Below are 25,814 nucleotides of genomic sequence, written 5' to 3' on the forward strand. Positions count from 1 at the left end.
CTTTCTCAAGATTCGTTTTCCAACTATACCCCATAGTTATATCTGATACTCTCAAAAAGCTCAGCATATTTTGAATTCTTTTTATAGAATACTGGCGTGTATCCAAGTTTCGCCTCAACTAAGCTTTCACCTTTTGAAAATTCTTTTCCCGTCCATAGATGAATAAATCCATCATCTGGAAGGAATACCTTTCTGTCGCTGACATTTGCTTCATAAACCGGAGCCACTAAAACATCTTCCCCTAACAGATATTCAAATTGCTCTGTGAAGCATCTTGGATCAGTGTTATAATGCATGAAAATAGGCCTTTGAACTGGTGTCCCTTTGATTGAATTTTCCTTAACCAGCTCCTTTAAAAGTGGTGTAATTGCTACGTAAATTTCTGTCAATCGAGCTAGTTGATTCATGCAATCTTCATCATCATAAAACTGGAAGTTTGTATCTGGTCTATTGCCCTCGTGTGTTCTCATGACTGGTGTGAATGCTGCCATCTCTGCCCATCTTAGGAACACTTCCTTTGTTCTTAGGTTGTCATACAAGGATGTATATCCACCTATATCACTATGGTTAAGTCCGCAACCACTCATTCCAGATGAGAGCGCTGCACAGATTACTGTGCAAAGACCATCATGTCTTGTGAAATCTACTGACTGGTCTCCCGCCCAAAGGAGTGTGCAATACTTCTGTGAGCCAATTCCTCCTGCTCTCATAAAGTAAACTACTTCCCCAAGCTTGCCACTTTCTGATACGGCGTCGTAATTACACTTAGCCCAAAGTGCTGGCCAGTGATTGTGTTCAATCATTGCTGGCTTGCCGCTTGAAAGGATGATATCGTCTGTTGGAAGATACTCACCAAAGTCAGCCATCCAACCATCAATTCCTATATCAATTGAGTATTTCTTGATTACCTCATCCTTAAACCATTCATAAGCTTCTGGCTTAGTCAAGTCGATTACTCCGCAATCAAACTCACCGAAATCTACCAGATAAACTGAGCCATCCGACTTCTTTGCAAATACGTCTTTTTTCAGTCCTTCTTCAAAAAGCTTGCCATCCTTTACAAGATAAGGATTTATATATCCCAAATACTTAATTCCTTTTTCATGTAAGACTTTTATTTTATCAGGAAGATTTGGATACATTTCCTCGTGATAGTGCCAATCCCACTGCAGTCTTTTGCCAAAGCTTGTCACTCTTTTTCCACACCAGTCTTGACACCAAAGTCCAGCTACTTTAATTCCCTTTTCAATAGACTTATCTAGGATTCCAAAAGATCTTTCATTGCCGCCTTGTGCGCCAATTATTAAACCGTTATATACCCAATCAGGAAGTTCAGGTTGCCTACCAAAGAATGCTGTTTCTTTCTCAAGCAAATCTACAAACGAATCTGCAGCTTCTATACGAATGTATTCTGGAACATCCCAGATTTGAAGCTCATTAAACTCATCATTCCTAAAATCAAAATCCGCATACGCGGTAGTTTGAACATGAACGTAAAACTTATCCGAAGATACGTAGGTAGGCTGTGGAAAGTTAGTGTTGTAATAATCTCCACCGCTCATTCCATCTACATCTCCCTTCCAAGTGATGTAAGTGGTCTTGTCTCTTCCTACGCCAGGTTCGCTTGTCCAAAGAGGAAAATGTCTTCCCTTTAAATCGAAATAAGACATCTGTTCACCACAACCATAAACATGTTCTTCCTTATATGATGACATTCGAATCCAGAATCTGTTAACAGATGAGTCTAACTTATTAAAACTAAGAGTACATAAATCCCCCTCTAGTACTATGTTCAGTTTTAAATATTTACCAAACTCTGCCTCTAGACCTTCCGCTGTCTCTTTAATTAAAGTTGCAACAAGAGGTTTTCTTTCAATCAGATAATCACTGATTTTAAAATTACCTCTGTACATCAACACATCCTCTTGGCCTTTTCCTATGTAGATTAGTGGCTTATCTGCGTTGTAACTAAGAATCTCTCTTTCTCCATTCTTAAGAGAAAAAGAGTTACTTGTAATGTTTAGCTTCATCAATATTTTAACTCCTTGTTCTCTCCAATAAGTCCTGGGAAAGCACCCTGCTTGATAAGTGGCTCACGCTCTGGATGTGCGATTACCCATTTATTCTTCTGAAGTAGCAGTTTGTTTTCTCCTTCACGATTTGCAGGTATAGACTCTAGAGGTGTATTGGTACCTCGTGGAAGAATAACAATTCCTCTAAAGCCTTCGTCAGAAATCCTGCAAGGAGAAAGGTGAAGTGTTGTTTGGAACATTTCTATTGCTGTGCCTTTAGGTACAAAAAAGACTCTTGCGTCTTCTACTTTGTATGTACCATCTTCAGCAATAAGCCATGTATGGCCAAGCACTAACATAAAATCTGTAACAGCCACATTTATCTCGCTGCCCTTGTGATATTCAAAGCCATTATATGTGCTGTTTCTTCCATTACAATATCCCACCTGAATTGGCATACCCCCATAAATTTCATTTTGTATCGTATTTACGATATTTATGTTTTCCATTTCAGGTACTGATGCAACATATATATTTCCATTTTCAGGAATATCTGTATTCTTTTCCATATACGCAGTTAGTTCAGAGAAATCATAACCTTTTACAACATTTCCATAGGTCCTGAACTCATCATCAAACACAGAAAAGATTTTTACATCATTCACTTCATTTAGATGTGCTAACATAATTCCCCCAATTTATCTACTGTTCTCTTACAACCTTTATTGTTGCACGAAAGTCTTCCTTACCCATGCCCTTATCGAGAGCTGTTTGATATACACGGCGTGCATTCTCTTCACCAGGCATATTCACCTTGCACTCTTTTGCAAGATTGCAGCAAATGTTTACGTCCTTTGCCATATTTTCGATTGAGAATGCTGTTGTATAATCCTCAGCATCAAGCTTTGGTGCCTGTCCATCCAAGTAGAAGTTTTGACCGCCGCCATATGAAATAGCCTGAGCAAAAGTAGGAATTGAAATTCCGTTTGCCTTTGCAAGAGTAATGGTCTCGTTTACTCCATTCTGAATCTGTGAAACAAGTGCATTGTGGCAAATCTTCATTACAAGACCTTTACCGTTATCACCCATGCGAATAACGTTTTCACCCATGTATTTAAGTATTGGAAGAGCTTTTTCATAGTCTTCTTCACTACCACCTACATAGATTCCAAGTGTACCTGCAATAGCTGCAGGCTTACTCTTTACAACTGGAGCATCAATAAAGTGTGCTCCTGTCTTTTTTACCATTTCAGAAATCTCTACTGAAACGCTAGGATCAATTGTACTCATATCTATGCAGAACTTGCTGCTATCAAGATTTTCTAAAATTCCTTCATAGACCGCACGTGAGTGTTCACTCTTTGGAACCATAGAAATAATAACGTCGCATGCTTTTGCAAGTTCATTGGAATTTTCGCATGGCTTTGCCCCCTTTGAAGCAAGCAAGTCAACTTTCTCTTTTACAAAATCAAATGCATAAACATCATCGTCATGCTTCTTTACAATATTCTCACACATTGACTCGCCCATAATACCGAGTCCAATAAAACCAATCTTCATATCCTCTCCATTCCGTCCTTCCACCTAGACTACGACTGCTGTTACGCTGTGCAGTGCCTGTTACGTTTACAAGCCTAATTATTTCTTCGTTCGGCAACACGCCTCACTCCAGAAATATTAGAGCTTGTCCACTACAGGCACATCCAGCATTTTTTAGAAGGACTTGTTTGTATTCAACGGTTATTTTGTAAAATCTAGTTACCTGCTGTAGAATCCCAAGCATCGCAGAAGGTGCCAAGGCCCTGGGTTGTGTATGCGTGCTTCATGCAATCCTGATATACTGCAAGGCCTGTAGTTACGATGTCAGCTCCTGCAACTGCGCAATCTGCAATCTGCTTTGGTGTACGAATAGCTGCACAAATAATTTCTGTTTTACCGTAGTAACCATAGTTCTTGTAAATATCTACGATATCTTTGATATATTGCTTGCAATCTTCTCCGTTTGCTTCCTTCCATCCGATGAATGGTGAAACAAAAAGTGAACCATTCTTTGCTGGAAGTATTGCCTGTGCTGGTGAAAATACAAGAGTTACATTTGTGCGAATTCCCTCTTTTTCAAGAATGCGAGCTGCTGCAATACCAGCTTCTATTGCTGGAATTTTGATTACAAAGTTTGGACTAATCTTTGCTACTTCGCGGGCCATCTTAAGCATCTCTTCTGTATCTGTCAGATGTGGATTAATTTCGACCGATACTGGGAATTTATCAACTCCTTCTAATCCCTCTTCTTTAATCCAGTTCGCAATATCTGTGATTGCTGTCATAAATGGCTTACCACTTAACATAATGTGACGTGGATTTGTTGTTACTCCATCAATTCCAAATGTGTTGTACGCATATTTGATTTCATCGAGTTTCGCACTGTCTAAGAAAAATTTCATATTTATGCCTCCCATAAATTACTATTAATTAAGTGTGTTAACTAATTAATATGATAACGCATTCAGTACAATAGTCAATTTATTTTCACAATATACACACACTTTTGTCGTTTTGTTTAATTTGTTTAATCTATTTTTGTATACTATTTTAATTTGGTTATAAAATATACTCAGTTTCCAAATAGACACAAAAAAGAGGCTGTTTTAAACAGCCTCTAAAAAAACAAGTATTAACTTATATGAGAATAGAAACATATCCAACCCCTATTGCCACAAGCATTCTAAGGAAGGTTACTAGTATACCGTTTTTCATCAGTTTCGCCGGATCTAATCCATATGAAACAGAAATTGCTCTTACCGATACTGGCAACAGTGACTCATAGTTCATGGCCATAGCTGTTGCAAATACATAAGGCAAAGAATCAAGACCAAGTTTGTTTGTAACTCCAATTACTATTGGAAGAGTTACTGCCGCAGATACAGTGCTATTTGTCATTTCTGATACAACACATGCAAATACCGCAAATATAACTACTGTTCCTAGACCTCCGGTAATGTGTGCAGCTGAAATCATGTTTGCAATTGTGTCATTGGCTCCTGAACCAGTAAGAATCTGTCCAAGTGCGAGACCACCTGCAAACAAAAGTAACATACCCCACATAACTTCTCGCTGTGCTCTATCCCAAGTAAGAAGCATCTCCTTCTTTTCCGCTGATACTATTACAAAGTTTAAAAATCCAAGTATTAAAAATAGGTATGCTGGCACGAGCCCCGGCAAAATATCTGCATATAATGGTCTTATAAATGATCCTAGCATTGCGGTTATAAATAGTACCAGGCTAATCTTTTCATCCTTTTTCATTGGACCAAGCTGCGCATAGCACTTCTCAAAGTACTCCTTTGTTCCAGAAAGCGAATCTGTCTTAAGAGGTTGCAGCAACATAGTTACAAGCACAACCACTGTAGCTATGATTGTGTATGGCAACATGTTTTTTAACCAGTCAATATACATAAACTCCTGTCCAGTATACTCCTCAATGAATGAAATCGCAGTGATATTCATTGCACCGCCTAGAGGAGTTCCTGCACCACCTACTTGAGAGCCCCATGCAATTGCGCAAAGAATTGGCGTAGCGGCCTCGCATTTCTTTATATCTTCATATCCAGCTGCTGCAAGCATTGACACTGCTATTGGAGTAAATATAGCTACTACAACAACATTTGGCATCATATTAGAAAGCACTACTGCTGCAAGTAGCCATACTGTAATCTGCGATTTCATGGATGGGCCTATAAGAGAAAGAGCCTTTAATGATATTCTCCTATCTAACCCGATTTCAGCCCAAGGTGCTGTAAGTAAGCATGAGCCAAAAATCAATATAATACTACTTGAAGCATATTGACTTATTACATCTTCCATTGGAACAATACTAAATATCGCATTTATTACCCCAGGAAGCAACGCAGTAACTGTGATATCCACCGGACGAGTTACCCACCAGTAAATCATCCACAATGCCGTTCCTATTCCTTTTGCAGCATTGTAATCTATCAATCCTGTTTTACCAAAACATATTGAAACCAGCATAAATAAAATTGGTCCCAAACATAAATGAACTAGTCTTTTTTTATTATCCATTTTCCCACTCATATCTGCCTATAATCTAACGGCATTTTCCTTCTTCCAAAGCTCATCATATTTAAAGCCTGTTACCTTCTCGCAGACTTTTATTTCTTCATCTGTAGCCTTGCTGCTATCTTCACCTTTTCTTCTTGCGATTTCTTTTTTCACAATGTCAAACTCCCTTTTATTCATTGGGAAAATGATTGCAAAAATAATTGTAAGAACCATAAGAATAATAGGTGCCCACACATATAACTGGGTAATTCCTGCTTGTGTAGATGCTGCCTGTCGAAGCTTTTCTGACGCTAATGTCTCGTCGTACCCAATCATCATTAGTAATAAACCAATGATAGTTGAGCTAAGGCCTGTTGCTATTTTTCTGATGAATGTTGCCATTCCAGAAACAATCCCCGGTCTGCTGATTGATGTGATTAATTCATCTACATCCGCCATATCAGATAGAATTGCATATATGCTAACTGATGATGCAGCCATACCAAGACCTATGATGAAGGATAATACTAGAATGATTGCAAATGGCGCACCCTCATATGAGAAGAACAACAAAGCTATAGTTGCCAATATTCTGACTGGGAATCCTACCAAAATTGGGAATTTCTTTGATGTACGTGGCATTACAATTGAAAAAATTATAGTGCCAGAAAACTGTGCAAGCAAAAGCACGCCCATCATGATTGTGAATCGTCCACCCGAGTATGCGTTCAAAACATCATCTACGTAATATACAGCAAGTCCTGTGACGAAATCCGCTGCTCCTTGTCCTGCCAAGAATATGCAAATAAAAAGCTTAAACGAAAAACTCTTATAAACTGTAAATGACTGAACTAAGCTTTTCTTTAATGGCACGTTTACAGGTTCTTTTTCTCTTTCCCAAGTTCCTAAAAATGTAAGTAAAATAACCACAAAGAATATGATTGAAAAAATAACTGCAACCAAAAAGTACTGAGATGCATTTGTGTTATCTTTAATGATTATTGTTGGAACCAAGCCAGCGATTATTGCTCCTAAACTCGAAAAGACTGTTCTAATACCAGAAAAGCTTCCACGTTTTACATAGTCATCAACCATATCCGGCAAAAGACCATTATATGGCACCATAACAATGGTAAAGCCTGTCGAGAAGAGCATATACATCAATACATAAAATGCGTACTGACCACCGGCGCTTTGACCTCCAACATTTGTCCACAATAATAAAAATGTAATTGCAGAAATAATGCTTCCTACAAGGATGTAGAATCTTTTTGCTCCAAATCTAGAGCTGGTTCTATCAACAATATTTCCCATGATAGGATCAGTGATAGCGTCCCATACTTTTCCAATCAACGGAATTGTTCCGGCAAGTGCCGGTGACATGCCAAGAGCCTTTGTCAAAAAGACCGTGAAGAATGTGCTAATAACTACAAATGCTCCGCCGCCGTAAATATCCGCAAATCCATAAGAGCATTTCGCCAGAAAACTATTCTCCCTGTTTTTCCCCATAGTAAAAACCTCCCATTCCTTATTTAATTATTTCCCTCAAAAAATTAAACTCTTCTGCTTCCTTCCTTATGAACACAGGCGGTTCACCAATTTCTGAGTCAACATATACAGTACCTTTTTTATATTCTTTCCCAGTGAATAAATGTACCCATGTATCGTCTGGTAAATTAACCTTCCTGCCTTTCGCCCCCTCTGAAAGAACAGGTGCCACAAGAATATCTCTTCCCAAAAGATATTCTGTTGTTTCGCTATATGCCCATGGCTCATCATAGTGATAAAAAATCGGTCTCATAACCGGCGTTCCACTATTTATTTCCTGGCTCACTAACCCCTTAATATAGCCAGATAATGCGCCATGCCACCTAGTGCATTTTGCTAAATGTGATATTAACTCTTTATCATCATCAAACTGAACATTATTTCCAGGCTGATTTCCCTCATGAGACCTATACAATGGCGAGAATACATTCATCTCCTCCCATCGCATAAGCAATTCCTTGCTGCGCCTCATATGCATGATTGTTGTATATCCGCCAACATCAGAATGTGTGATTCCATAGCCAGACATAGCTAGTGAAAGCGTAGCAGGAATCACAGACGGCATTCCATCATCAATTGACCAGTCAACGTGCTGGTCTCCCGTCCACATCATTGCCGAATTCTTAATAGTATCTGTGTAGCCTGCTCTAGTGAAGAAGAAAACCTCGTCTGCAGCATTGCATTCCTCTATAGCTTCTCGATTGAGCCCAGCCCAAATTGCAGGCCATCTATTATGTAAGACCTTTGCATCTCCATTAAAAAGCACTGCATCCTCAGGCAGATATTCTCCAAAATCTGCCATCCATCCGCCCATGCCTATACCAATCATGTTTTCCTTTATTAAGTTTTTGTACCATTCATAGGCCGCTGGATTTGTAAAATCAACCATCGCTGCCGGAAAAGTGGTAATAGTAACTAAATAATCTTCCCCATCTTTATTTTTAACGCAGTACCCCTTTTCTTTGGCTTCCTGATATATGTCTTTTTCAAGAGCGATGAAAGGATTAATGTATCCCAGGAAACGGACGCCTTTGGATTTCCACTCTTTTATTTTCTCTGGAAGATTTGGATATTGCCCCTCACTATATCTCCAGTTCCACATTACCTGATAACCAAATCCAGTACATCTACATCCACACCAGTCTTGGCACCAAACACCTACAACCTTTGCGCCAGCCTCATCTAATTCCTTAAGCTTACGATCAATATTGCCACAGCCATCATGACCTTCTACAACTTTGTCTCCATCCTTCACCCAGTCTTGCATAGCGATTATGCCACCGTCATAAACCCAGTCAGGTAGTTTATGCTGTCTTCCAAGAAGAGATGTAAGCTTCTCTGATAACTCCACAAAACTATCTGCTTTTTCACTATATATATGAGGAAGTTCCTGGGTGTAAAGAGTAATAGAATCAGGCTTTGTAAAATCAAATTCCCCATATGCGTTCATATCAACATGAATGTAATACTTATCAGATGAAATAAATGTAGGCTGAACATAATACGATTCGTATTTATCAAATTTAAGTTTTTTATTAGGACGTTTCCCTCTTATCTTTTCTTTGATGATCTTTTTTGAAATACGATTTGCATTCTGATGCTCGGCAACCCAAATCCTTACATTTTGTCCTTTTAAATCAAACTCTGAATATGTTTCTCCGCAGCCGTAAATATGCTCCTTACTGTTGGTAGGAAATGTAAGCCAAAACCTGTTCACTTCCTCATGATTACCTTCTAGATGAACCATGCTTAATTCCTTTTTATCGCCATCCTCTGACAAAACTACTTTGAATGTTTGATTCTTACTGGATGCCGAAAGAATTACTTCAACGCCATTTTCAGTTTTCTGTTTCGAAACTATCTTGCATTTTTCTTTCCAGTAAATTTTCTGCTTGTATTTAAAACTGCCTCTATCCATAGTGAAGTTGTTTTCGCCAAATCCAACTTCCACTGAAAAATTATTGTAATCTACTATAGTAATTCCCCCTTTGCACATTTAATTAACTCTCTTAATTAATTTAAACCTATTTTAGTTTAATGAGTCCTTTTAATCAACCATTTTCCCCTTATTTATAGCTAAAAAAATACACAAAAATAGAAGCCCTATTTTTGGGCTTCTACAATTGCTTCATATAAATCATCATATTCTTCAAATGCAGGATACTGTGGGTAATCCCTTTTGATTGCATCTGTTGTTCTAAAAAGGAATCCAGCTTTAGATGCTTCAATCATAGCTAAATCATTGAAGCTATCACCGCTTGCGATTGTTTCAAATCCACAAGATTGTAAAGCACGAACTGTGGTAAGCTTGCTCTTCTCACATCTCATCTTGTATCCTGTGATTTCTCCATCATCTGCAACTACTAATTCATTACAGAAAATAGTTGGCATGCCAAGCTTTTCCATAAGCGGTCCTGCAAACTGTGAAAATGTATCGCTGATAATAATTACCTGCCCCTGCGCTCTAAGCTTATCTAAAAACTCCTTTGCTCCAGGAAGTGGGTCAATACCTGCAATAGTTTCCTGAATCTCTTTTAATCCAAGACCGTGTTCTTTTAAAATGCCTATTCGATAATTCATAAGCTTATCATAATCAGGTTCATCTCTTGTAGTCTTTTCAAGCTCAGGAATTCCTGTGGCTTTTGCAAATGCAATCCAAATCTCTGGTACTAAAACACCCTCTAAATCCAAACATGTAACAAACATAATATCCTCCCAATCGTGTCCCAAGCAGCAATAATTAATAGAATCTAATTGCGGATATTATACCGCCTAGAGCAGTTTTTCTTTCATTGAACTCATGCTCTGTCATCTCAGCTGTAATAAATCCAGTCTCATCATCCAAATCTAAATTTGCATACTCTACATTTTCAAATTCATTTTCAATATTTGATTGAAGAGCTGAAGTTCTAACGAAATATCTAAATCTCTGTTCATTAGCATCTGCAAGTTCAAGCTTTTCAGCTGACCAACCGATTCTAACATGTTTGTCTACATTTCTTGCAAGGAAAACCATATCACCAACTACTGCGGAAGCTGTTGGTAGAGCACCAGCACCTGCGCCGTAGTACATAGATTCGCCAAGCATATTTCCACGTACCGATACTGCATTCATAACACCTGCCACATGGTAAATCATCTGACTAGGCTTTACTAAAAATGGAGCTACGCGACATGTATAAGTATCCCCAACCTTTGAGCTACGAGCAACCAACTTTATGCTGTATCCCATAGATTTTGCATATTTAAAATCTGTTGCAGTAATTTTACTAATTCCTTCTGTAGGAATCTCGTTAAAATCTACATTTTTACCTGAAACAAGGGAAGTAAGAATAGCAATTTTTCTACAGCTGTCATGTCCCTCAACATCAGCTGTTGGATCCTTCTCTGCGTAACCGAGTGACTGAGCTTCAGCTAAAATTTCATCGTAGTCACTGCCAAACTGCTCCATATTTGTAAGCATGTAGTTTGTAGTACCGTTACAAATAGCTGAAATGTCCTCGATAACATCACCAGTAAGACAAGCTGTAAGTGTACGAATAATTGGAATACCGCCACCTACTGCAGCTTCAAATACAAAGTTAACATCATTTACTTTAGCTATTTTCATCAACTCTGCACCTTTGTCCGCTACAAGTGCCTTATTTGATGTAGTAACAGATTTGCCAGCTTCAAGCATAGCTTTAACAAAAGTAAATGCAGGCTCAACACCGCCCATAGTTTCAACAACAACTTTTACTTCTTTGTCTTTAGCTATTTCTTTGTAATCCTTAACAAAGCAATCCTCATGTGGATCACCAGGGAAATCTCTGAGGTCAAGAATATACTTAAGCTCTAGTGGCTCACCAAGTCTCTCTTTGATGATTTCACTGTTAGTATCAAGAACTTTTGCTACACCAGAACCAATAGTTCCGTATCCCATAATTGCTACTTTCATGTTGTCACTCCCTTGCTAATATTTTTACGTAATGGACACCGTTAACATTTTCAATTGCGCTAACTAGATCTGAAAAATCCCCTGAATCTTCAAGAACGTCTACCGAAATGGTAAGAGTTGCAAATCCCCCGACAGGGATACTCTGATGAATCGTAAGAATATTTACATGGAAATGAGCCATCTCATCCAATACACTAGACAAAATACCTGGCTCATCCTCTAGCTGGATAACCATATTTACAGTCTTTCCCTTGGTGTCCTCATGAAAAGGAAATATGTCATCCTTATACTTATAGAAGGAACTTCTACTAATTCCTACAGACTCCGTCGCATCTTGAACAGAATCGCATTTTCCTGTGGCTAGAAGCTTTTTAGCAGCCACAACCTTTAGCAATACCTCCGGTACAGCTTTTTCTTTTAAAACAAAATAGGTAGTTTTCTCTGCCATATCTCCTCCATAAGTGTCTTTCGTACAAAAACATTTGTACTCGTTCAGAAGATAATAACATTAAAAGCTACCTATTTCAAGTGTTAATTCATATCTGTGGCTCCACGATCTGGACATCCAAGTGAAAGCCATTTTAAATAAGCATTCATAAATGGTGTAATTTTACCATCCAGCACTGCATCAGTGTTTCCTGACTCTTCGCCGGTACGTAAATCCTTCACCATTGTGTAAGGCTGTAATACATAAGAACGAATTTGATTTCCCCAGCCTATTTCCGAAACTTCACCACGAATTCCGCTGGCCTTTGCAGCATTCTCCTCTTGCTTTAACAATAGAAGTTTTGTTTTTAACATCTGCATAGCTTTGTCTCGGTTTTGGTGTTGGCTTCGTTCATTCTGACATGTTACAACAATTCCTGTAGGGAAATGTGTAATACGAATAGCTGAACTAGTTTTGTTGATGTGCTGTCCGCCGGCGCCTGAAGAACGATAAGTATCAACTCGAATATCATCATCCTTAATCTCTACATCAACATCTTCCTCGATGTCTGGCATAACATCACAGGATGCAAATGAAGTCTGTCGCTTTCCCTGAGCATTAAATGGTGAAATACGAACAAGTCTATGAATACCTTTTTCTGATTTAAGATATCCATATGCATTTTCTCCATTCACCTGGAAAGTTACGGATTTAATCCCCGCTTCATCACCCTCAAGGTAATCCAATTCATCTACTTCGAAACCAGCATCGGAAGCCCATCGGGTATACATACGGTAAAGCATCTGCACCCAATCACAAGCCTCAACTCCGCCGGCGCCTGAATGAAGTGTAACTATGGCGCTATAAGCATCGTACTCTCCAGATAAAAGAGTCTTCATTCGAAGCTTCTCTAACGAATCCTCAAATTCCTCTATAAGCACAGCTACTGTATCAACGATTTCTTGGTCCTCTTCCTCGTTTCCAAGCTCTATATAGTCTTCTATTTCTTTATATAAGTCCTCTAGTTTATCGATGATTGAAACATCATCTTTCATGGATTTCAGCTCCTTCATCTTGGTCGTAGATGCTGCTGCATCTGTCCAAAAATCTGGTGCTTCCATTTCGCGCTCAAGCTCCTCTATACGAGCCTTTTTTGCTGCGACGTCAAAGTGAATCCCTCACTTCCGTCATAGAATTTTTCTGCGCCACAAGACGCTGTTTGAACTGATCAAGTTCTATCACGAAATCACCTCTTTTCAATAATGGCAATATTATCAATATTAATTAGAAGCTAAAACCTCTAACGCTTTTTGTATTTGGTTATCTAAGTCTACACTATATTGGTCGTCTTCACCACCCATAAACTCGTACTCAAGAACCTCGTCTGGTGTAATGCCGGTTCCGTGGATGCACTCTCCACTAGGTGTGTAGTATGTTTGAGTTGTAAGCTTTACTGCAGATCCATCTGTAAGAGGAATTGTTGATTGAACAATACCTTTACCAAATGTCTGTGTTCCGATAATTGTACCGTACTCAAAATCACGAATTGCGCCAGTAAATATTTCAGCTGCTGATGCTGTATTTCCATTAACTAATACTGTCATTGGAATAGATTTATAATTAGCAGCATCTGATGTGTAATCTTCTCTATTTCCGGCCTTATCCATTGTATATACAACTGTTCCCTCTGGAAGAAGATAATCAAGAATATCAACAACTGAATCAAGTAATCCACCACCGTTATTTCTCATATCAAAAATAACCGATGTCATTCCCTGAGCTTCAAGGTCTTCGTAAGCTGCTACAAAATCATCATATGTTCCATCAGTAAACTGAGAAACCTGAATATAACCAACATTATTATCAAGCATCTGATGCTCTACAGTAGGTGTTGAAATTGATGCACGTGTGCATGTGACAGTCATTTCTTCACCTTCACGATTAATGACTAATTCAACATCTGTTCCCTCTTCACCGCGGATATGTTGTACAAAAACGTCCAAATCTTCTTCGGTTGCAATGTTTCCATCAGCTGAAACTATGATATCGCCTTCCTGTAGACCAGCTTGCTCTGCAGGTGTATCTTCATATACCTTTGTGATTGCTACTTCGCCTGTTTCAGCGTTTTTCTGAAGGAGTGCACCAATACCGGCATAATTACCTGTAAGTGTATCCATTAAATCCTCGTATTCTTCTGCTGTATAGTATGCAGAATATGGATCATCAAGACTTTCTACGATACCAGCATAAACACCATCGATTAATGTCTGATCATCTACATCCTGATAGTAGTAATTCTTAATGATGTAAAGGATTGTCTGTAGTTTGCTTTCTGATGTTGCTGAATCGTCTGTCAGTGTGTCAATCACTCCCTGCGAGCTATCTGACACAGATGTCTTACGACCAAATAAAACAATAACAGCCACTAATGTAGCAAGTAAAAATCCAACAAGTACTCCGACTGTTGTACCTATTACAACGGGCCATTTACTATTCTTTGGCTTTTCCTGGAGCTCAGGTGAATAGTTAGATTCGAATTCTGTATTCATATCAAATGCCTTTCCTTTATATTGATAAGAGTGCCTTAGCTACTGCCAAGGCACTCCCCGTAACTTCAAATATTATACTAGACTCTAAGATGCTTATGCAAGGTTACTCGTGAACCAAACCAGCCGATACCAATACCAAGTACTAATGAAATTGGAACTAGTGTATTGAATATAGTCTCGATTGGTATGAAGGATACCATGCTACTAAGGAAACTAAACTCTGATGCAGCATACTCAATTACCTTGCCGTAGATGAAATACAAAAGGATAAGTGGTATAGCTGAACCAATTAATCCGATAAACACACCTTCAACAACGAATGGCTGTCTAACGAATGCATCCTTTGCACCAATTAATTTCATGATAGCAATTTCTTCTCTTCGAACAGAAATACCAACCATTACAGTATTACTAATCAAGAATACTGATACTGCAAGAAGAATAATTACGATAGCCATTGAAACGATTGTAATAGCTTTATTAATATCTGTAAGTGTTTTAGCAGCTACTTCAGATTTGTTTACCTGACGCACTCCATCAAGTCCTTCAAGGAATGAAACCAAGGTAGACTGCATCGAAACATCACTAAGATAGATTTCGTAGTTTGCTGAATTTGCAAGAGGATTGTCGTCTGCAAATCCTGCAGCCAAATCTTCGTTACCTCCGAAGTATTCTTCTTTGTATTCTTCCCAGGCCTGATCAGCTGATATGAAATCATAGCTTGATACTTCTGGGCGTTTTGAAATCTCTTCTCCTATTTCGTCTATGCGTGTCTGTGAGATTCCCTCATCAAAGAAAACTGTAACCGCTACACCTTCCTCTGCGGATTTAACCATCGCCTGGAAGTTTGTTCCTAATGAATAAAATATACCAAACAAAAAAATACAGGCTGTCATTGTTGCAATTGACGCCAGAGAAAACATTTTATTTCGCCAAACGTTTTTCAAACCTTGGCCGATGTTGTAAATATGTGTACTAATCTTCATAGTCATCACCTCCAACATCGCTAACTACCACGCCTTTTTTGATGGTGATAACTCGTTTATTCATTGCTCTAACTATTTCCATATTGTGGGTAACTACTACTACAGTTGTTCCCCTTTGATTGATTTCTTCCAAAAGACGCATGATTTCCCATGTATTATCGCTATCAAGATTTCCTGTAGGCTCATCTGCAAGGATAATCTTTGGCTCGTTTACAAGAGCTCTAGCAATAGCTACACGCTGCTGCTCTCCACCAGAAAGCTGACTTGGACGAGATTTATATTTAGCTGCAAGTCCAACTAACGAAAGCATAGTTGGCACTTTCTTTTTTATTTCTCTGTTTGATGACTCTACAACTTTCATTGCAAAGGCAACATTTTCGTAGACATTTCTATCAGGCAAAAGTCTGAAGTTTTGGAATACAACTCCAACATTTCTACGATACATTGGAATCTTTTTATGTGTAACCTTTTTAAGGTCCTGACCATTAATATAGATTTTTCCTTTTGTAGGCTCTAATTCCTTTAATAACAATCGAATCAGGGTGGATTTACCTGAACCACTATCACCCACTACGAATACAAACTCGCCTGGATCAATGTGTATTGTAACATCTTCCAAAGCTGGTTTACCAACTTCATACGATTTACTAACATGATCTAATCGTATCAATATCAATACCTCATTTCTATAAAACTAAGTGTACTTAGAATTTTTCATCTTCCATATACTTCATGTATTTTACAACCATCAAAGCAATTTTGAAAGTGATTGCATCTTCAAAAACTCTTAAATCCAATCCTGTGCTCTTTTCAAGCTTATCAAGACGATATACAAGAGTATTTCTGTGAATGTATAACTGTCTAGATGTCTCAGATACATTTAAGCTATTCTCAAAGAATTTATCAATAGTTGTAAGAGTCTCTTCGTCAAAATCATCAGGAGATTTGTTGTCGAAGATTTCTGATATAAACATCTTGCAAAGTGGAATAGGTAACTGATAAATAAGACGTCCTATTCCAAGGGCTGAGTAGGCAATGATTTTCTTCTCATTAAAGAAGATTTTACCAACATCCATAGCCATAGATGCTTCTTTGTAAGAACGAGAGACTTCCTTGATTTCGCCAACAACAGTACCATAAGAAACTCGAATGTTTTTGTTATCTTTATCGTGGAATGCATCGATTATAACTGCAGCAATCTTATCTACATCCTCGAATGTATCGTTCTCTCCAAGTTCCTTAACTACAATAATATTATGCTCATCAACGGCTGTTACAAAGTCCTTTGTCTTGCCACCAAATACTGAACGCACTCTATCAAGCTCGTCGCCGTCTTTATCAGGACCCACTTCAACAATCATAACAACTCTTCGTGCATTAATATCCACATGAAGCTTCTTAGAGCGATTGTAGATATCAACAAGAAGCAAGTTGTCGAGAAGCAAATTCTTGATAAAGTTATCCTTGTCAAAACGCTCCTTATAAGCAATCATTAATTCCTGTACATGGAAAGCAGCAATCTTTCCAACAGTCGATGCCTCTTCATCATCCCCTTTGGCTAAAATAACAAATTCCAACTGCTGATCATCAAATACCTTGAAGAAGTGATATCCTAAAGCAACCTGACTATCTGCCTCAGATGCAGCAAATACAGATATAGCATCTGCAAACTGGGCTGTATCATTAAAAGTAGATGCACATACAACACCTTCTGAATCAGTAACTGCTAAATCTACTTTTGTAAGCTGATGTAATCCTTCTATTGTATTTTGCATGATTTGATTAGAAATCATAGGTCGTACCTCCTGATTAACTATGCAATATTAACAATGTCAAAACCTTTTTTTGCATACAAATTCACATAACCTATGCTCATTCTAATATAAATAACCAAAAAATGAAATAGCAAACTTATATTTATTTATGCAAATTCACAACTAGCCATAAAATTACGATTGTGTGGAGCTTTTGTGAACAGAGAATCAAATTGCATTATTGTCAGATAATAGACAGTGTATTCAGATATTTTTTCTTCTCTTCTAAAGTCAAGCATATTAAGCAATTTTACAAGTTTTGTTGATTTAGGCCAAAACAAGCGTTCTCGTAAATTGTGGATAACTTTTAAGATTCGTTCACATTTTCTGTGGATAAAGTGGATAAATGGTTTACAAGTCCGAATTTACGTGATGATTTTGTGATTTTTTGTTGAAAAAATATTTCATTTCCACATTGTCTGAAATTATATTCTAGTTTAACAATTTCTGTTTTTGTGCAAATTTTCACTAAACGCTTCATGGTTTGCAAAATAAGTTTTCTGACAATTGTCTTCAAATTATTATAAATATTATTATTTTTATTATTCTATCCTCACGGATTCGCAATATAACATTTCTCAATTTAGCACAAGAAGAGAAAGTTTTACCACAAAAAAGGCACCGCCTAAATGCGGTGCCTCGTACTTTTTTAAATTAGAAGATTCTTCTGATTGCAAGAATCTGCTTGTAATTTACATTTGAGTATGTAATACCAGTTCTGTATGTAGATGCATGAAGCAACTGACCATTACCAGCATAAATACCAACATGACCTGAGTAGCAAACGATATCACCTGGCTGCATCTCATCATAAGATACTCCATAACCAACGCTACGAAGTGCACTTGATGAATGAGGTAAGCTTACACCAAATGCTGAGTAAACACTCATAACAAATCCTGAACAGTCTGTTCCGTTTGTAAGAGATGATCCACCGTAAACATATGGATTACCAACGAACTGTGCACCATAAGCAACTACTGAGCTTCCATCAGAACCAGAAGGAGCTGAGTATGACTTGCTTGATGATGAAGAAGATGATGAAGAGTTTGCTTTCTCAACTGCAGCTGCTGCCTGAGTAGCTTTCTTAGCTGCTTCCTGAGCCGCTTTCTTTTCTTCCTCTTCCTTTGCTAATCTTGCGATTTCAGCGTTCTTAGACTCTGCTACTGTAAAGTCTGTTGAAAGATCAACGTAATCTGTGCTGACATAACCTTCACCAGCGTTACATGTAACCTTTACCCAACCTGTATCAGCCATTGACTCATCAATAACTGTAAGGTCATCACCTACAGGAATCAAATCGATGATGTCGGATTCTGTAGTAGCTTCCTCACGAACATAAAGAGTAGTTGTCTTAACTGTAGCTAAACGTCTTGAAACTTCCTTTGCAAGCTCCTGATCACCCTGAACTACGTATTCGCTCTTTACATAACCTGTAACATCACCAGATGTGATAAGTAACCATGTACCATCCTCTGCCTCAACAGTTTCAGAAACTGTAGCAGCTGAGTTGTTATATAACTTTCCGACATAATCGCTATCAGCTGATGCCGACTCACGAATATATACGTAATTATCTACCTGAGCAATTGCAATATCTGCATATGGATTTTCCTCAGATGCAGCAACTGTACTAGCTTCGTTGTCTGCTAACTGTGATTCTGCAGCAAGTATATTTGCATTTGCAATCATATCATTAACTGAAAGCTGTGCACCTGCGAAAGCAGTGTAGTCTGTTGTTTCTAAAACGCCTGTTGCACTAGATAATGCGCTGACACCTGATGTAGCTGTAGCAGCACTAGCGCTAAATGAAAGGCTTGAAACAACAACACAAGCAGCAAGTGTATAACTAACAGCTTTTGTCATTTTTGAATTCATTCTGTAAAAAAACCTCCGAATTTGTTACAAACTTATTACAACTGTTGTCATTATATAATCTAACAGTGAATGTGTCAAGTCCGATTTAGCCCTGCATTTTCTTATAATCCGAAAATATGTTGAGTTTGTAACATTTTAGTAAACTATTTTAAATTTAAATAATTGGTTATAGATGTTATTGCATTCGCCCCATCAGCGGTTGCAGTAATTACCTGACGTAATTGCTTTGTTCTAACATCTCCTGCTGCAAATACTCCTGGAATATTAGTCTCGCATGTTTCGTCTGCAACAATATAGCCTCTTTCATCTAATGAAGGAAGACCCGAAATAGTTTTGGTGTTTGGCACTGTACCTACCGCAATAAATACACCATCTACTTCTAATTCTCTTTCTTCATTTGTTTTCTTATTCTTTATAAGAAGTTTTTCAACTGAATCATTTCCAATTATAGATTCAACTGTGGAATCCAATACCAACTCTACATTATCAAGAGACTTGATTTGGTTTTGTAAAACTACAGCTCCTCTAAACTCATCTCTTCTATGAATAAGATAAACTTTTTTGCAGGTTCTAGCTAAATAAGCTGCATCCTCGAGGGCTACATCTCCACCGCCAACTACAGCCACTACCTTATCTTTGAAGAATGCACCATCACATGTAGCGCAGTATGAAACGCCCATGCCTGAAAACTCATCCTCACCAGGACATCCAAGCTTTCTGTTTGTTGCTCCGGTAGCAATAATAACTGTCTTTGTCTGGAAAGTTTCTTTTTTAGTAACAAGCTCTTTTGTTTCGCCATTATCTACAATAGAAGAAACGCGACCTCGCGCAAACTCAACTCCAAGCTTTTCACAATGCTTTTTCATTGCCTCTGCAAGCTCAGTTCCTGATACTCCTGGAATACCAGGATAATTATCTACCTCGTATGTGTTGAGTATCTGACCACCGCTGATAGAACTTGTGTCTAATACAAGAATATTATAGCCAGCTCTCTTACCATATATTCCAGCAGCAAGGCCCGCAGGACCCGCTCCTATAACAATAACATCATAAACCATAACACTTCTCCGAATTTATTTGATTGCAATTGCCTCTGCTTCCAAGAGAACATCCTTTGGAATACGAGCAACTTCAATACATGAACGAGCTGGAAATGGCTCTGGGAAGTACTTTGCATATACTTCATTAATTGCTGCGAAATCATCCATGTTTTTAATAAAGACTGTAGTTTTAACAACATTTCCCATGGATGTACCGGCTGCCTCTAACAATGCGCTCATGCTCTTGAATACTCTGTCAGCCTGTGCTGCAGCACCTTCAGGAATAACACCTGTTTCTGGATCAACTGGAATGATACCTGATGTATAAACCATTCCATTTACCTCGATGGCCTGTGAATATGGGCCAATTGCCGCTGGCGCAGCTGTTGTTGAGATTACATTTTTCATAAGTATGTCCTCCTTATAGTTTGCGTATCTTTCCATCTACTAAGGAAATCTTTCTTTCCTTGTAGAGTCTTCCAATAGCACGTTTAAAAGCTGCTTTTGAAAGACCTGTTTCCCTTTTTATAACTTCTGGTGATGCCTTTTCTGAAAATGGCAATACACCAGCATAGCTATCTATTAAATCAAGTAACGCTTCTGCATCATCTTCCATTTGGATGTATGCTTTATCTCTGATTGTAACATCGCATTTACCGTCTTCTTTGATGCCTGTGATGCGAACCATAAGAACATCGCCAACTCGGTACTTGCTTGTATCCTCATGCTTTGGAATCATTGCAGAGTATTTGTCCTCGATAGCAACAAAAGTGCCAAAGTCATGTCCAAATTCGTATATTCTAGCCTCTACTTCGTCACCAACCTGATATGGTGGCTTTGTAGAAAGCATCTCGTATAAGCCCTTCATGCTGGCACAGAGGCGCTGACTTTTATCAATGTACACTCTAACTAAAATCTCATCACCTTCAGATGGCTGCTTTGTCATTTCCTTGAAAGGAAGGAATAAATCTTTTTCTAATCCCCAGTCAAGGAATGCACCTACTTTATTGACCTGGCTAACTGAAAGAACACCCATCTGTCCAAAGGTAAGCTTTGGAGTATTTGTTGTACAGATTAATCTATCCTTTGAATCCTTGTAAACAAATACCTTTAGCTCATCTCCGATTTTGGCATTCTCTGGAACCTGCTTCTTTGGCAAAAGAACTCTTTCTGTTCCATCTGAAAGATAAACACCAAACTCAACCTTCTTCTCTATTTTTAAAACTTGTATTTCGCCTAATTTCATTATTTGTACTCCACTATTGTATAAACTTCATCTTCTTTTTTGAGGACTACCTGATATCCCTGTTCTATTTTCCCTATGTACACATCTAGCTTGTCATCTAACAATGCTGCTTTTTTATAGTTGATATTGATTGTGTTGAATGACTGCTCTGGTAAATAATAACGAGTGACATCTATGTAGTGAGAGTTATTCATGTGATTGTTTGTATCTAAATATCTGTCTGTAACTGTAAACTCTCCTACCTTTTCTAAGGCTGTGCTAAGCCTTAGCTTGTTGCGATCTAAATTGAACTGTGGAAGACTTGCATCCTCCGGATAAGCTTTTGCAATTTCCTCTGTAAATCTGGATGGTTTAAGCTTATCCAAATCCATAAGTACCCAGAGGGAATCTGCATAAACCAAAACCTCTCCATCCTCGGTTTCGATTGAGTAAAGACGATGCGCCATCATGCCTCTAACCTGATATGGCCATGTGCATACCTTAACTTTTTCTGAATACCTTGGCAATCTTTTAATATGTATTTCATAGCTTGTCACAAACCAGCCTAGTCTTTTGGGCGCTAAGTAATATACGCCAACGCCAACATCATCAGAATGAAAACAGCTACAGTTTTGCATGTAATTAACTAAGCCAAAATATGTGAGATCAAGATTAGCATCAACTTCACTGTATTTAATTCTGTCCTGATACGAATACATCACTTACCTCCAAAACCACCGTTAGCAAATATTATATATTAACAGTTTGATTTGTTCCATAAATTTCAGGTAAAAAAAAGACCTAAGCTAATGCTTAGGTCTTAGCTGGCCCACAAGGATTCGAACCTTGAAATGACGGAGTCAGAGTCCGTTGCCTTACCATTTGGCGATGGGCCAATATTATTCGCTGAGCGCTTTGTTTCAACTGCTTTACCGCGTCAACGAATGCTATTATAGAGCATAGATTTTAAAATAGCAAGCACTTTTTTCAACTTTTTTTAAAATTTTAAAATCTGGCCATCTAAAATATCGAATTTAATCTGAGAATCCCACGTAATTTCGGCATTTCCCGCAGTTTTATCTGCGATAATTTTTTCTAGATTTTCTTTAAAATTACATTCAACTACAGAAGAAATTATTACTTCCGCTCCAAAATCTGTATTTAAAATTGGAAGATTATTTTCTCTAAGAACATATTCTATTTTTCCATAGCCATTGTAGTCTGTTTTTATTTCACATGGATATCCGTCTTTAGGTTCTAGAATCTTGCAATTCTTCAGTCCCTCCTGGACAGCCGCCTGGTATGCTCGCACAAGGCCACCTGTCCCCAAAAGAACTCCACCAAAATAACGAGTCACCACTACTGCACAGTTATGAATGTTTTCTCTAAGAAGAACATCCAGCATAGGACGACCTGCAGTCTGTGCAGGTTCACCATCATCGTTGCACCTAGTGACTTCGTTGTTGTTTCCAATAACAAAGGCTGAGCAATTGTGTCTTGCATCCCAAAATTCTTTCTTTTTTTCAGAAATAAAATCTACAGCCTCTTTTTCAGTTGTAACGGGGCAAATATGAGCAATAAATCTCGATTTCTTTTCTTCTATCTCCCCTGTTCCACCTTCATATACAATTCTAAAAGTCTTATTATCCATGTGGTTTATTATAAATGATAATTTTGGTATAATGAAGTCTAAATTGGAGGTTATTATGAATTACGGAAAAGAAAATGCAGCTAAGCAATCCGCTCAGCTTTCAGGACGTAAGAAGCGAAAACGTCACAGTGCCGGATTGGCCATTATTCGTATTTCGCTGATATGCATCGTCTCTGTAGTCGTAGCTGGTGGTATTTTTGCTTACCTCTATGCAAAGAATCTCATTGACCAGCTTCCAGATGTATCCACAATCGATATCTCACCAACTGGCTACATGAGTACAGTTTATGATTCAGACGGAAATGAAATCGAAACCTTAGCATCAACAGGTGCCAATAGAACCTATGTTACTTTAGATAATATTCCTATCGATTTACAACATGCTTTCGTTGCAATCGAGGATGCTCGATTCTATGAGCATAATGGTATTGATCCACAGGGTATTATAAGAGCAGCAATGCAAGGTATCCTGGACGGTTTCCATTTTTCTCAGGGTGCCAGTACAATCACCCAGCAGTTACTTAAAAATAACTACTTCACCACATGGACATCAGAGCGAACTAAGCTTGATAGTATTAATCGAAAAATACAGGAGCAATACTTAGCCGTTCAGCTTGAAAAAATAGTTAGTAAAGATGTTATTTTAGAGAACTACCTTAACAGTATCAACTTAGGTCAGAACACACTTGGAGTTGAAGCAGCAGCTGAGAGATACTTTAATAAATCTGTTTCGGATTTGACCCTTTCAGAATGCGCAGTTATCGCTGGAATCACACAGAATCCAACAAAATACAATCCTATTTCTCATCCAGAGGAAAACGCAACACGCCGTAAAAAGGTGCTTAAAAATATGTTGGATCAGGGTTACATCACAGAGAGCGAATACGAAACAGCTCTCGCAGATGATGTTTACGATAGGATTCAGGTACTCAACACCGAGATTTCTACATCATCAACTTCTTATTTTGTTGATGCGTTGACAGATGAAGTTATTGAAGATTTACAAACAAGACTTGGTTACACAGAAACTGAAGCTTATTCACTATTATATTCAGGTGGTCTTTCAATTTACTCTACACAAGATACTTCAATTCAAAATATCGTAGAGGAAGAAATAAACAATACTGACAACTATAAGGGAATTGAAAAATATTCATTCTCATACAGATTGACCATTACAAAATCAGATGGCTCAACAGCTAATTATTCTGATACCACAATGCTTTCTTATTACCAGTCAAGTAACTCTAGCTACACTCTTGAGTTTGACTCAGAAGAGGAAGCAGCTGCTGCAATCGAAGAATACAAGGCAGCAATTATGGAAGATGGCGATGAAATCGCTGGAGAATCTGTAACATACACACTTCAGCCTCAGGCCGCAATGACAATTATGGACCAATACACTGGTCAGGTTGTTGCAATGGTTGGTGGACGTGGCGATAAGACAGCAGCCAAGACTCTTAACAGAGCTACAGGTATTACTCGTCAGCCAGGTTCAACATTCAAGGTTATTGCTTGTTATGCTGCTGCACTTGATGCCGGCGGAATGACACTTGCTTCTGTTGAAAATGATATGCCAACTACATATGCAGATGGTACATCACTTAAAAACTACAACAACACATACCTTGGCTGGACCAATATCAGAACTGCCATTACAAACTCTATCAACGTTGTTACTGTTGAAGTAATGGGCGATATCGGAACAAGCCTTGGCTTCCAATATGCAAAAGATTTAGGAATTACAACATTGACTGATGGTGATAACAACCAGGCTCTCGCTCTTGGTGGTATCACAAATGGTGTTACTAACGTAGACCTAACATCAGCATATGCTACAATCGCAAATGGCGGTGAATACAATTCACCAATCTTCTACACTACTGTAGTTGATCATCAGGGAAATATAATTCTTGATAATAGAGATAACACTTCAACTAGAGTATTAAAAGAAACAACTGCTTGGTTACTTACAAGCGCCATGGAAGACGTTATGACTTCCGGCACAGGTACAGCTGCCAACTTTGATGTAAATGGTATTGCTGTAGCCGGCAAATCCGGTACTACAACAAAGAATCGTGATACAGTCTTTGCAGGCTTCACTCCATACTATACAGGCGTTATTTGGGGCGGATTTGACGATAATACGCCTCAAAGCTACACAACATACTCAAAGGTTATTTGGAAGGCTGTAATGAGCCGAATTCACGAGAATCTATCTGCTAAAGACTTTACAATGCCAGATGGAATTGTTACTGCTCAAGTATGTAAAAAATCAGGCAAGCTTGCCATTGGCGGTGTTTGCGACTGCGACCCTCGAGGTTCTATGGTTTACACAGAATACTTTGAGGAAGGCACCGAACCTACAGAATACTGTGATAAGCATTATCTCGGTACTGTTTGTACACAGTCACATATGTTTGCAAATTCTGAATGTCCTGCCTACTCAGGAGTATTTATTGTAGGCGCAGCTGCCGGAACTGCTGACGAAGCATACGGCGTAGATGCTGCAACATTCGGAACATATTGCCCATACCATGGTGGTTACCAAATGCCAAACACTGGTGTAATTGGTGGTTCATCATCCACGACAAGTGATTCTTCAGGAGGCAGTGAAGGAACTATTCAAATAATTGGTGGCGAATAAAACACAACTCAAAAGGCCCCGCTCAATTACGAGCGGAGCCT

At 38.4% G+C, this 25,814-nt stretch carries 22 protein-coding genes and 1 tRNA gene; 1 reads left to right on the plus strand and 22 read right to left on the minus strand.

Features of this window, described 5'->3' with window-relative positions; all coding sequences use genetic code 11:
• Nucleotides 1–23: 23 nt before the first annotated feature.
• From E7274_RS11100 to E7274_RS11205, 22 genes are all read right to left on the minus strand, one after another.
• On the minus strand, nucleotides 24–2,030 hold the full coding sequence (locus tag E7274_RS11100) for an alpha-glucosidase (protein WP_304175964.1): 2,007 nt from the start codon (nucleotides 2,028–2,030) through the stop codon (nucleotides 24–26).
• Nucleotides 2,030–2,698, minus strand: a complete 669-nt coding sequence (locus tag E7274_RS11105; RefSeq protein ID WP_304175966.1) for a DUF4867 family protein — start codon at nucleotides 2,696–2,698, stop codon at nucleotides 2,030–2,032. The genes E7274_RS11100 and E7274_RS11105 overlap by 1 nt, the downstream gene beginning before the upstream one ends.
• Before the next feature lie 16 nt (nucleotides 2,699–2,714).
• Nucleotides 2,715–3,572, minus strand: a complete 858-nt coding sequence (locus E7274_RS11110) for an NAD(P)-dependent oxidoreductase (protein ID WP_304175968.1) — start codon at nucleotides 3,570–3,572, stop codon at nucleotides 2,715–2,717.
• Nucleotides 3,573–3,766: 194 nt separating this feature from the next.
• On the minus strand, nucleotides 3,767–4,453 hold the full coding sequence (locus E7274_RS11115; RefSeq protein WP_304175970.1) for a transaldolase family protein: 687 nt from the start codon (nucleotides 4,451–4,453) through the stop codon (nucleotides 3,767–3,769).
• Between the two features lie 235 nt (nucleotides 4,454–4,688).
• On the minus strand, nucleotides 4,689–6,092 hold the full coding sequence (locus E7274_RS11120) for an SLC13 family permease (RefSeq protein WP_304175971.1): 1,404 nt from the start codon (nucleotides 6,090–6,092) through the stop codon (nucleotides 4,689–4,691).
• A gap of 18 nt (nucleotides 6,093–6,110) precedes the next feature.
• Entirely contained in the window at nucleotides 6,111–7,580 is a 1,470-nt protein-coding gene (locus E7274_RS11125) for an MFS transporter (protein WP_304175973.1), read from the minus strand.
• A 19-nt stretch (nucleotides 7,581–7,599) separates the two neighbouring features.
• Complete coding sequence (locus E7274_RS11130) at nucleotides 7,600–9,615, minus strand: alpha-glucosidase (protein WP_304175974.1); 2,016 nt, start codon at nucleotides 9,613–9,615, stop codon at nucleotides 7,600–7,602.
• Nucleotides 9,616–9,722: 107 nt separating this feature from the next.
• Nucleotides 9,723–10,325: a bifunctional phosphoserine phosphatase/homoserine phosphotransferase ThrH gene (gene thrH, locus E7274_RS11135; RefSeq protein WP_304175976.1), complete on the minus strand. Its 603-nt coding sequence runs from the start codon at nucleotides 10,323–10,325 to the stop codon at nucleotides 9,723–9,725.
• Nucleotides 10,326–10,359: 34 nt separating this feature from the next.
• On the minus strand, nucleotides 10,360–11,556 hold the full coding sequence (locus E7274_RS11140; protein ID WP_304175978.1) for a homoserine dehydrogenase: 1,197 nt from the start codon (nucleotides 11,554–11,556) through the stop codon (nucleotides 10,360–10,362).
• 4 nt (nucleotides 11,557–11,560) lie between these two features.
• Complete coding sequence (locus E7274_RS11145; protein WP_033153163.1) at nucleotides 11,561–12,004, minus strand: ACT domain-containing protein; 444 nt, start codon at nucleotides 12,002–12,004, stop codon at nucleotides 11,561–11,563.
• Nucleotides 12,005–12,087: 83 nt separating this feature from the next.
• Nucleotides 12,088–13,225 (minus strand): peptide chain release factor 2 gene (prfB, locus tag E7274_RS11150; protein ID WP_304175980.1). Its coding sequence is split into 2 segments (ribosomal slippage): nucleotides 12,088–13,149 and nucleotides 13,151–13,225, totalling 1,137 coding nucleotides; the frame shifts between segments, so codons are not numbered across the junction.
• 38 nt (nucleotides 13,226–13,263) lie between these two features.
• Nucleotides 13,264–14,532, minus strand: coding sequence for a S41 family peptidase (locus tag E7274_RS11155; RefSeq protein ID WP_304175982.1), 1,269 nt, complete (start codon nucleotides 14,530–14,532; stop codon nucleotides 13,264–13,266).
• Between the two features lie 77 nt (nucleotides 14,533–14,609).
• Complete coding sequence (gene ftsX, locus E7274_RS11160; RefSeq protein WP_304175984.1) at nucleotides 14,610–15,518, minus strand: permease-like cell division protein FtsX; 909 nt, start codon at nucleotides 15,516–15,518, stop codon at nucleotides 14,610–14,612.
• Entirely contained in the window at nucleotides 15,508–16,188 is a 681-nt protein-coding gene (gene ftsE / locus E7274_RS11165) for a cell division ATP-binding protein FtsE (RefSeq protein ID WP_304175986.1), read from the minus strand. The genes ftsX and ftsE overlap by 11 nt, the downstream gene beginning before the upstream one ends.
• Nucleotides 16,189–16,222: 34 nt before the next feature.
• Nucleotides 16,223–17,311, minus strand: coding sequence for a PucR family transcriptional regulator (locus E7274_RS11170; protein ID WP_304175988.1), 1,089 nt, complete (start codon nucleotides 17,309–17,311; stop codon nucleotides 16,223–16,225).
• Nucleotides 17,312–17,986: 675 nt separating this feature from the next.
• Nucleotides 17,987–19,210 (minus strand): C40 family peptidase, encoded by a 1,224-nt coding sequence (locus E7274_RS11175; protein WP_304175990.1) that lies wholly within the window; start codon nucleotides 19,208–19,210, stop codon nucleotides 17,987–17,989.
• A gap of 143 nt (nucleotides 19,211–19,353) precedes the next feature.
• Nucleotides 19,354–20,268, minus strand: a complete 915-nt coding sequence (trxB, locus tag E7274_RS11180; RefSeq protein ID WP_304175993.1) for a thioredoxin-disulfide reductase — start codon at nucleotides 20,266–20,268, stop codon at nucleotides 19,354–19,356.
• Between the two features lie 15 nt (nucleotides 20,269–20,283).
• Nucleotides 20,284–20,658, minus strand: a complete 375-nt coding sequence (locus tag E7274_RS11185; protein ID WP_033153141.1) for a RidA family protein — start codon at nucleotides 20,656–20,658, stop codon at nucleotides 20,284–20,286.
• Nucleotides 20,659–20,671: 13 nt separating this feature from the next.
• Nucleotides 20,672–21,496 (minus strand): CvfB family protein, encoded by an 825-nt coding sequence (locus E7274_RS11190; RefSeq protein WP_304175994.1) that lies wholly within the window; start codon nucleotides 21,494–21,496, stop codon nucleotides 20,672–20,674.
• Nucleotides 21,496–22,194: an acyl-[acyl-carrier-protein] thioesterase gene (locus E7274_RS11195; RefSeq protein WP_304175996.1), complete on the minus strand. Its 699-nt coding sequence runs from the start codon at nucleotides 22,192–22,194 to the stop codon at nucleotides 21,496–21,498. Before E7274_RS11195 ends, E7274_RS11190 begins: the two co-directional genes overlap by 1 nt.
• A 105-nt stretch (nucleotides 22,195–22,299) precedes the next feature.
• Nucleotides 22,300–22,371, minus strand: a tRNA-Gln gene (locus tag E7274_RS11200).
• 101 nt (nucleotides 22,372–22,472) lie between these two features.
• The gene (locus tag E7274_RS11205) at nucleotides 22,473–23,126 is read right to left on the minus strand and encodes a YigZ family protein (RefSeq protein WP_304175998.1); all 654 of its coding nucleotides are present in this window, start codon (nucleotides 23,124–23,126) and stop codon (nucleotides 22,473–22,475) included.
• A gap of 55 nt (nucleotides 23,127–23,181) precedes the next feature.
• Between E7274_RS11205 and E7274_RS11210 the strand changes: the two genes are divergently transcribed.
• The gene (locus tag E7274_RS11210; protein WP_044938625.1) at nucleotides 23,182–25,773 is read left to right on the plus strand and encodes a transglycosylase domain-containing protein; all 2,592 of its coding nucleotides are present in this window, start codon (nucleotides 23,182–23,184) and stop codon (nucleotides 25,771–25,773) included.
• Nucleotides 25,774–25,814: the final 41 nt, after the last annotated feature.

Source organism: Pseudobutyrivibrio ruminis, from assembly GCF_015057245.1.
Classification (GTDB): domain Bacteria; phylum Bacillota; class Clostridia; order Lachnospirales; family Lachnospiraceae; genus Pseudobutyrivibrio; species Pseudobutyrivibrio ruminis_E.